Origin of the sequence: Pseudomonas sp. NPDC098747, assembly GCF_044760045.1 — a bacterium.
GTDB lineage: Bacteria > Pseudomonadota > Gammaproteobacteria > Pseudomonadales > Pseudomonadaceae > Aquipseudomonas.
Genome location: NZ_JBIWAL010000080.1, coordinates 330 through 9,230, shown reverse-complemented (window position 1 = coordinate 9,230; position 8,901 = coordinate 330). Strand labels below are relative to the sequence as shown.

At 58.4% G+C, this 8,901-nt stretch carries 9 protein-coding genes; 1 reads left to right on the top strand and 8 read right to left on the bottom strand.

Annotation, left to right across the window (positions count from 1 at the left end; translation table 11 throughout):
- Positions 1–72: 72 nt before the first annotated feature.
- The 5 genes from iscU to trmJ all read right to left on the bottom strand — a co-directional run bounded on the left by iscU (position 73) and on the right by trmJ (position 4,102).
- A complete protein-coding gene (gene iscU / locus ACIQVE_RS27275) occupies positions 73–459 on the bottom strand; it encodes a Fe-S cluster assembly scaffold IscU (protein WP_042560931.1) in 387 nt (128 codons plus the stop codon).
- A gap of 101 nt (positions 460–560) precedes the next feature.
- A complete protein-coding gene (locus ACIQVE_RS27270) occupies positions 561–1,775 on the bottom strand; it encodes an IscS subfamily cysteine desulfurase (protein WP_047303011.1) in 1,215 nt (404 codons plus the stop codon).
- Between the two features lie 47 nt (positions 1,776–1,822).
- On the bottom strand, positions 1,823–2,314 hold the full coding sequence (iscR, locus tag ACIQVE_RS27265; protein ID WP_150592710.1) for a Fe-S cluster assembly transcriptional regulator IscR: 492 nt from the start codon (positions 2,312–2,314) through the stop codon (positions 1,823–1,825).
- Positions 2,315–2,551: 237 nt separating this feature from the next.
- Positions 2,552–3,328 (bottom strand): serine O-acetyltransferase, encoded by a 777-nt coding sequence (gene cysE / locus ACIQVE_RS27260; RefSeq protein WP_026000547.1) that lies wholly within the window; start codon positions 3,326–3,328, stop codon positions 2,552–2,554.
- Between the two features lie 3 nt (positions 3,329–3,331).
- Positions 3,332–4,102 carry a tRNA (cytosine(32)/uridine(32)-2'-O)-methyltransferase TrmJ gene (trmJ, locus tag ACIQVE_RS27255; RefSeq protein ID WP_210700214.1) on the bottom strand — a complete coding sequence of 257 codons (771 nt, stop codon included), beginning with the start codon at positions 4,100–4,102 and terminating at the stop codon, positions 3,332–3,334.
- A 145-nt stretch (positions 4,103–4,247) separates the two neighbouring features.
- Between trmJ and suhB the strand changes: the two genes are divergently transcribed.
- Complete coding sequence (suhB, locus tag ACIQVE_RS27250; protein WP_008084666.1) at positions 4,248–5,066, top strand: inositol-phosphate phosphatase; 819 nt, start codon at positions 4,248–4,250, stop codon at positions 5,064–5,066.
- Between the two features lie 241 nt (positions 5,067–5,307).
- On the opposite strand, the gene ACIQVE_RS27245 is transcribed toward suhB, so the two are convergent.
- The 3 genes from ACIQVE_RS27245 to secD all read right to left on the bottom strand — a co-directional run bounded on the left by ACIQVE_RS27245 (position 5,308) and on the right by secD (position 8,769).
- Positions 5,308–5,856, bottom strand: a complete 549-nt coding sequence (locus tag ACIQVE_RS27245; RefSeq protein ID WP_282375251.1) for a glycine zipper 2TM domain-containing protein — start codon at positions 5,854–5,856, stop codon at positions 5,308–5,310.
- 120 nt (positions 5,857–5,976) lie between these two features.
- Positions 5,977–6,891, bottom strand: a complete 915-nt coding sequence (gene secF / locus ACIQVE_RS27240) for a protein translocase subunit SecF (protein WP_402814557.1) — start codon at positions 6,889–6,891, stop codon at positions 5,977–5,979.
- A 9-nt stretch (positions 6,892–6,900) separates the two neighbouring features.
- Positions 6,901–8,769 carry a protein translocase subunit SecD gene (gene secD / locus ACIQVE_RS27235; RefSeq protein WP_402814554.1) on the bottom strand — a complete coding sequence of 623 codons (1,869 nt, stop codon included), beginning with the start codon at positions 8,767–8,769 and terminating at the stop codon, positions 6,901–6,903.
- Positions 8,770–8,901 lie beyond the last annotated feature (132 nt).

The following is an 8,901-nucleotide window of genomic DNA, read 5'->3' as shown; positions in this document are numbered from 1 at the left end:
TCTTTTCGAGCAGACGCTTCTGTCATGCTGATAGACATCGGTGACTCCTTACTCGTCGCCAAATCCTGAAAGTCAGATCAAGCCTTTCTTCTGCTTGTAATCGCGAACAGCCGCTTTGATAGCGTCTTCAGCGAGTACCGAGCAGTGAATTTTCACTGGCGGCAGGGCCAGTTCTTCGGCCAGCTGGGTGTTCTTGATGGTTTCCGCTTCGTCCAGGGTCTTGCCCTTCATCCACTCGGTGGCGAGGGAGCTGGAAGCGATTGCCGAACCGCAGCCGTAGGTCTTGAACTTGGCATCTTCGATGATGCCCTGATCGTTGACCTTGATCTGCAGACGCATCACGTCGCCGCACGCCGGTGCGCCGACCATGCCAGTGCCGACATCCGGGTCTTCGGCATTCATCTTGCCGACGTTACGCGGGTTTTCGTAGTGGTCGATGACCTTTTCGCTGTAAGCCATGATTCTCAATCCTCACTCATCAGGGCCGCTCTTGAGGCCCTGTAGCTGCGCTGCGTCAGTCGCCGCGTCGCTACAGGATCTGTATCCGGCGGCTTCTATATTTAGTGTGCCGCCCACTCGATTTTCGAGATATCGACGCCGTCTTTGTACATGTCCCACAGCGGCGACAGAGTGCGCAGCTTGGTAACGGCCTCGCAGACTTTCTGCGCGGCGTAGTCGATTTCTTCTTCGGTGGTGAAGCGGCCGAAGGTGAAGCGGATCGAGCTGTGTGCCAGTTCGTCGTTGCGGCCCAGGGCGCGCAGTACGTACGAAGGCTCAAGCGATGCCGAGGTACACGCCGAACCGGACGAAACCGCCAGATCCTTGAGTGCCATGATCAGCGACTCGCCTTCAACGTAGTTGAAGCTCAGGTTCAGGTTGTGCGGTACGCGGGCAGTCAGGCTGCCGTTGACGTACAGCTCTTCCAGATGCTCGACCTGTTTGTAGAAACGGTCGCTCAGGGCTTTGATCCGAACGTTTTCGGCAGCCATGTCTTCCTTGGCCACACGGAACGCTTCGCCCATGCCGACGATCTGGTGAGTCGCCAAAGTACCGGAACGCATGCCGCGCTCGTGACCGCCGCCGTGCATGGTCGCTTCGATGCGCACACGCGGTTTGCGGCTCACGTACAGCGCGCCGATGCCTTTAGGGCCATAAGTCTTGTGGGCGGAGAACGACATCATGTCGACTTTCAGCTTCGACAGGTCGATGTCGACCTTGCCGGTGGACTGAGCAGCGTCGACGTGGAACAGGATGCCTTTGGCACGCAGCATCTCGCCGATGGCTTCGATGTCGTTGATGGTGCCGATTTCGTTGTTCACGTGCATTGCCGACACCAGAATGGTGTCTTCGCGCAGTGCAGCTTCGATCATTGCCGGAGTCACCAGACCATCGGTCTGAGGCTCGAGGTAGGTCACTTCGAAACCTTCACGCTCCAGTTGGCGCATGGTGTCGAGGACAGCCTTGTGCTCAATCTTGGTGGTGATCAGGTGTTTGCCTTTGGAGGCGTAGAAATGTGCCGCACCCTTGATTGCCAGGTTGTTGGACTCGGTGGCGCCGGACGTCCAGACGATTTCACGCGGGTCGGCGTTGACCAGATCGGCCACCTGACGACGGGCGTTTTCGACGGACTCTTCAGCTTTCCAGCCGAACACGTGGGAACGGGACGCCGGGTTACCGAAGTTTCCGTCAACCAGCAGGCATTCACTCATTTTTTGCGCAACGCGCGGATCGACCGGGGTGGTCGCAGAGTAATCAAGGTAAATCGGCAATTTCATGGACTATCTCCTAAATCAGGGCTGGCGTGCCGCTGGCTCTACGGCTGTCATTCGACGGCGGACGCTTCAATCTTGTCCAGGCGTGGCGCCTTGCTGTTGCAACGGCGCTGGTCCTGACGCTGGGCTACTTCTTGCACCTCACGGCGAGTCACAAGATCAGCCAAGCTGATACCACTTAGAAATTCGTGAATCTGCAGGCTAAGGTCGCACCACAGATGATGGGTCAGACACGTGTCGCCGGAATGGCAATCGCCCTGCCCGCCGCACTTGGTGGCATCGACCGACTCGTTCACCGCGTCGATCACCTGAGCCACCTGAATGCCCTGCATATCGCGGGACAACTGGTAGCCACCACCCGGACCGCGAACGCTGGAAACCAGGTTACTGCGGCGCAGCTTGGCGAAAAGCTGTTCGAGATAGGACAGGGAGATGCCTTGGCGCTCGGAGATATCGGCCAGGGACACCGGCCCGTGCTGCGCGTGCAACGCCAGGTCAAGCATGGCGGTCACGGCGTATCGGCCTTTTGTAGTCAGTCGCATGGACAATTACCACGGAGTTCAGGATGGGGCGAGTATGCAATTCCCGAGTATTTAAGTCAACTTTAAGACCTAGTACTTTAGTCAGGTTTACCCGCAAAAGAGCGCGCGAATCATAGCAAAGGCAAGCGGCGTACAGCCAGCAGTACCGCGTTAGCGTTCTTCGCGAGCAAGCTCGCTCCCACAGGGAAATGCATTTTCAATGTGGGAGCGAGCTTGCTCGCGAAAGCAGCGCCGCTTTTAGCTAGCCTGACTCTGATCCTTGTCCTTCACGCAGGCGAAGTCTTCTTCGCGCAGCTCAGGCAGATCTTTCGCACAGTAATTACTGCCCAGATCCTTCAACGCCCCGCACATCCCCTCCAGTCGCCCGTCTACTGCTTGCAGGTGATCGAGCAACTGGCCAATGGCGCGCGCAACAGGGTCGGGCATGTCTTCGCTGACACCATAGGCATCGAAGCCGATCTTCTCGGCCATGGCCTTGCGTTTGGCGTCCTGCTCCTCATCGGATTTGACGATGATTCGCCCCGGGATACCAACAACAGTGGCGCCCGGCGGCACTTCTTTGGTCACCACCGCGTTGGAGCCGACCTTGGCACCGGCACCGACCGTGAACGGCCCGAGCACCTTGGCGCCAGCGCCCACGACAACGCCGTCACCCAGAGTCGGGTGCCGCTTGCCCTTGTTCCAGCTTGTGCCGCCAAGGGTCACGCCCTGATAAATGGTCACGTCATCACCAATCTCGGCGGTTTCGCCAATGACGATACCCATACCGTGATCGATGAAAAAGCGCCGACCGACTTTGGCACCCGGATGAATCTCGATCCCGGTCAACCAGCGACCGAAGTTCGACACCAGACGCGCCAGCCATTTCAGCTCATTGCGCCAGAGCATGCCCGCCAATCGATGAATCCAGATTGCGTGCATGCCGGGGTAGCAGGTCAGGACTTCAAAAGCGTTACGCGCCGCCGGGTCTCGATGGAATACGCTCTGGATATCTTCACGCAAACGCTCAAACATCATTCAGTCCTTCCGCTTTAGAAGTTCACCACGGGCCGCTTTTTGGGTTTCCGTGAGGATGCCACGCAATATGTTCATTTCCGCCCGGCTGACCGAGCTGCGTCCGTACAACCGGCGCAGGCGCGCCATCAAGTGCCGCGGTTTTTCCGGATCGAGGAATTCGATGGCGACCAGCGTCTGCTCCAGATGCTCATAGAATCGCTCCAGCTCATCCATGGTTGCCAGCTCGGCGCTTTTCACCGAAGCCACTTCTTCTTTCTCGATCTTGCTCGGCTGACCTTGTGACGCCAGCCAGGCCATGCGCACTTCATAGCTCAACACCTGCACCGCCGCCCCGAGATTCAGCGAACTGAATTCAGGATCGGAGGGAATATGCACGTGAAAGTGACATCGCTGCAGCTCGTCATTGGTCAGGCCGGAATCTTCACGACCGAACACCAGCGCGATCTGCGCATCCTGCCCGGCCTCCTCGACCACTTTGGTCCCGCACTCGCGCGGATCCAGCAGCGGCCAGGGGATGCGACGGTCACGAGCACTGGTGCCGAGCACCAGATTGCAACCGACCAAGGCATCTTCCAGGGTGGCGACGACTTGTGCGTTTTCAAGGATGTCACCGGCACCAGAGGCGCGAGCATCGGCCTCGTGGTGCGGAAACAGGCGCGGTTCGACCAGCACCAAGCGCGACAGACCCATGTTTTTCATGGCGCGCGCGGCCCCGCCGATGTTGCCGGGGTGGCTGGTATTGACCAGGACGACACGAATGTTCTGCAGCAAGGGAGGCGCTCTCGGACACAGGAAAGGGGTGCAAATCTTACAGAACAGCCTACCGTTAAGCTATGAAAGCGAACAGCGACCTTCTCCTGAAGAAAAGTTCTGATAGAATGCGCGGCTTTCTTTAACAACCTTAGGTGACACATCCATGCAGCCCATGCTGAATATCGCGCTGCGCGCCGCCCGCAGCGCCAGTGAACTGATCTTCCGCTCCATCGAGCGCCTGGATACCATCAAGGTCGACGAAAAAGACGCCAAGGATTATGTATCCGAGGTGGACCGCGCCGCCGAGCAGAAAATCATCGACGCGCTGCGCAAGGCTTACCCGAACCACTCGATCCGTGGCGAAGAGACCGGCATGCACGCCGGTACCGGTATCGAAGGCGAAGAATACCTGTGGATCATCGATCCGCTGGACGGCACCACTAACTTCCTGCGCGGCATTCCTCACTTCGCTGTCAGCATCGCCTGCAAATACCGCGGCCGCCTGGAACACGCTGTGGTTCTGGATCCGGTTCGCCAGGAAGAATTCACCGCCAGCCGTGGTCGCGGCGCTCAACTGAACGGTCGTCGCCTGCGCGTCAGCGGTCGCACCAGCCTCGACGGCGCTCTGCTGGGCACTGGCTTCCCGTTCCGTGACGACCAGATGGACAACCTCGAAAACTACCTGGGCATGTTCCGCGCCTTGGTTGGCCAGACTGCCGGCATCCGCCGTGCCGGTTCGGCGAGCCTGGACCTGGCTTACGTGGCCGCCGGTCGTTTCGATGCGTTCTGGGAATCGGGTCTGTCCGAGTGGGACATGGCTGCAGGCGCGCTGCTGATTCAAGAAGCTGGCGGCCTGGTGAGCGACTTCACCGGTGGTCACGACTTCCTTGAAAAAGGCCACATCGTTGCCGGTAACACCAAATGCTTCAAGGCAGTTCTGACGGCTATCCAGCCGCACCTGCCGGCTTCGCTGAAGCGCTAAGCTTCTCGCGGAACCCAAAAAGCACCCTTCGGGGTGCTTTTTTTATGCCTGTTTCAAACTCACCACTCAACACTGTGGGAGCGAGCTTGCTCGCGAATGCGGCTGCACATTCAACATTGATGCTGGCTGACACACCGCTTTCGCGAGCAAGCTCGCTCCCACAGTGGAAATGGAGCCCAGCATTAAATTTCGGGCACAAAAAAGCACCCCGAAGGGTGCTTCTTTTCAAACGATCAGCTAATCACTGAGCCGGCTCATTCTGCGAGAGGACAAGCTTGCCTTCCTTGTCGACCGGAATCTGGTTGCCCGGATCACGATCCATGCGCACTTTGCCTTCCTTGCCATCCAGCGAATAACGTACGTCGTAACCTACGACCTTGTCGCTGATGTCATTCACCGTATTGCAGCGGGTTTGCGTGGTCGTGTAGGTGTCACGCTCCTGCATGCCCTCCTGCACCTTGTTGCCCGCATAACCGCCACCGACCGCACCGGCCACCGTAGCAATTTTCTTGCCGGTGCCGCCGCCAATCTGATTACCCAGCAAACCGCCCGCCAGCGCACCGACCACGGTACCGGCGATCTGATGTTGATCCTTGACCGGCGCCTGCCGGGTCACTGCTACATCCTTGCATACTTCACGTGGCGTCTTGATCTGTGTTTTGACCGGTTCAACGGCTAATACTTGCGCATACTCAGGGCCGCTTTTAACCAGGCTATAGGTGGCAACAGCACCCCCGGCAGTCACACCGACAGCACCCAATACCGCACCAACCAGCAACGACTTGTTCACATGAACCTCCTGACCATCACATGCGGGACACGCCCGCGCTTCTCCCAGCCTTGGAGCATAAAAAAAGGCGCGAGTTCAACTCGCGCCTTTTTTGGCTGACAACCGGGAAAACGATGGCCGTTATGGACGGTCGTCGACTTCCGTCTCGGTGTTGGCCGGTGGAATCAGATCTTCGGTGGTCAGGTTCAGCCAGATCAGTACCACGTTAGCGATGTAGATCGACGAGTACGTACCCGCCAGCACACCGATGAACAGGGCAATGGAGAAGCCGAACAGGTTATCGCCACCAAAGAACAGCAGTGCCGCGATTGCCAGCAAGGTCGAAATCGACGTCGCCATGGTGCGCAACAGGGTCTGCGTGGTCGAGATGTTGATGTTCTCGATCAGCGTAGCCTTGCGCAGCACACGGAAGTTCTCACGAACCCGGTCGAATACCACGATGGTGTCGTTCAGCGAGTAACCGATGATCGCCAGCACCGCTGCCAGTACCGTCAGATCGAAAGTGATCTGGAAGAACGACAGGATACCGATGGTCACGATCACGTCGTGGATCAGCGAAACGATAGCGCCGACAGCGAATTTCCACTGAAAGCGGAAAGCCAGGTAGATCAGGATGCCGCCGAGCGCCAGCAGCATGCCGAGGCCGCCCTGGTCGCGCAGTTCTTCACCCACCTGCGGGCCGACGAACTCGACACGCTTGACCGTCGCCGGGTTGTCGCCGCCGACCTTCAACAGCGCTTCCGCTACCTGATGGCCCAGTTGCGGGTCTTCACCCGGCATCCGCACCAACAAATCGGTGGTTGCACCGAAGCTCTGCACGATGGCGTCGTTGTAACCCGAACTCACCAGTTGCTCGCGCACCTTGGTGACATCGGCCGGACGCTCGTAGGTCAGCTCGATGAGCGTACCGCCGGTGAAGTCCAGACCCCAGTTCATACCCTTGGTAGCGACACTGAACATAGCCAGCAGGGTGAGGAATACTGTGACGCCGAACGCGAAGTTGCGAACGCCCATGAAGTTGATTGTACGTAACATGGCAGCCCCTTAAATCCACAACTTCTTGAAGTCACGTCCGCCGAAGATCAGGTTGACCATTGCGCGGGTCACCATGATGGCCGTGAACATCGAGGTAAAGATCCCGAGGGACATGGTCACTGCGAAACCTTTGACCGGGCCGGTGCCCATCGCAAAGAGAATCCCGCCGACCAACAGAGTTGTCAGGTTGGCGTCGAGAATCGCGGTGAATGCCCGGCCGAAGCCTTCGTTGATTGCACGCTGCACAGTCATGCCGGCGGCGATCTCTTCACGTATCCGCGAGAAGATCAGCACGTTGGCGTCGACCGCCATACCCATGGTCAAGACAATACCGGCGATACCTGGCAGGGTCAGCGTTGCACCCAGCAGCGACATCAGCGCCAGCAGCAACACCATGTTCACCGACAGAGCGACAGTGGCGATGATGCCGAAGAAGCGATAGATGGCGATGATGAACAGCGACACGAACAGCATGCCCCACAACGACGCATCGATACCTTTGGTGATGTTGTCAGCACCCAGGCTCGGGCCAATTGTGCGCTCTTCAGCGAAGTACATCGGAGCAGCCAGACCACCGGCACGCAACAGCAGCGCCAGTTCGGACGACTCGCCCTGACCGTTCAGGCCAGTGATGCGGAACTGAGCACCCAGTGGCGACTGGATGGTCGCCAGGCTGATGATCTTCTTCTCTTCCTTGAACGTCTGCACCGCGACGTCTTTCTCGACGCCATTCACCATTTGCTTGGTGTAAGTGGTGACCGGACGCTGCTCGATGAAGATCACAGCCATGCTGCGACCGACGTTGCTGCGGGTCGCGCGGCTCATCAGCTCACCACCATGACCATCCAGACGGATGTTCACTTCCGGCGTGCCCTGTTCGCCGAAACCGGCCTTGGCATCGGTCACCTGGTCACCGGTGATGATCAGACCACGCTCGATCTGCGCCGAAGGACGGTTGCCTTCACGGAACTCGAAAGTCTCGGAAGTGGCTTTCGAAGCGCCAGGCTCTGCAGCCAGACGGAACTCAAGGTTGGCCGTCTTGCCGAGGATACGCTTGGCTTCGGCAGTGTCCTGCACGCCCGGCAGCTCAACCACGATGCGGTTGGCGCCCTGACGCTGGACGATCGGTTCAGCAACACCCAGCTCATTGACGCGGTTACGTACCGTGGTCAAGTTCTGCTTGATGGAGTATTCACGGATTTCCGCCAGCTTGGCCGGGGTCATCGCCAGACGCAGCACCGGTTGACCATTGAGGTCGGCCGGAACAATGTCGAAATCGTTGAAGTTCTTGCGGATCAGCGCACGGGCCTGTTCGCGGGAATCTTCATCGCTGAAGCCCAACTGAATGGCACCATTGAGCTGCGGCAGACTGCGATAACGCAGCTTCTCTTTGCGCAGCAGGCTCTTGACGTCGCCTTCGTAGACTTTCAGGCGTGCATCGAGGGCTTTATCCATGTCCACTTCCAGCAGGAAGTGCACACCACCGGACAAGTCCAGACCCAGCTTCATCGGGTGCGCGCCCAGATTGCGCAGCCATTGCGGAGTGGTCTGTGCCAGGTTCAGTGCGACGACGTAGTCATCACCCAATGCCTTGCGCACAACGTCTTTGGCCGGCAGCTGATCTTCAGCCTTGGTCAGACGGATCAGACCGCCCTTGCCGTTCGCCGCCAGCGTGGCAGCCTTGACGTTGATCCCGGATTCTTTCAGTGCGGTGCTTACGCGATCCAGATCGGCTTGATTGACCTGCAGTGCCGTGCTGGCGCCGCTGACCTGAATGGCCGGATCATCAGGATATAGATTGGGAGCGGAATAAATCAGACCGACCGCCAGCACCGCCAGGATCAGAATGTATTTCCACAGAGGGTATTTGTTCAGCATCACGCCGCCCGTTATGAACGCGGGGCGCCTTGCGCGCCCCGTCGATTGAGTAGAAGTTTGTACCGTAGATAGCTTTCAGCGTGCCTTTTTGCAGCGTGGCGGCGATGGCGCCATTATGGTAATTAATTTACA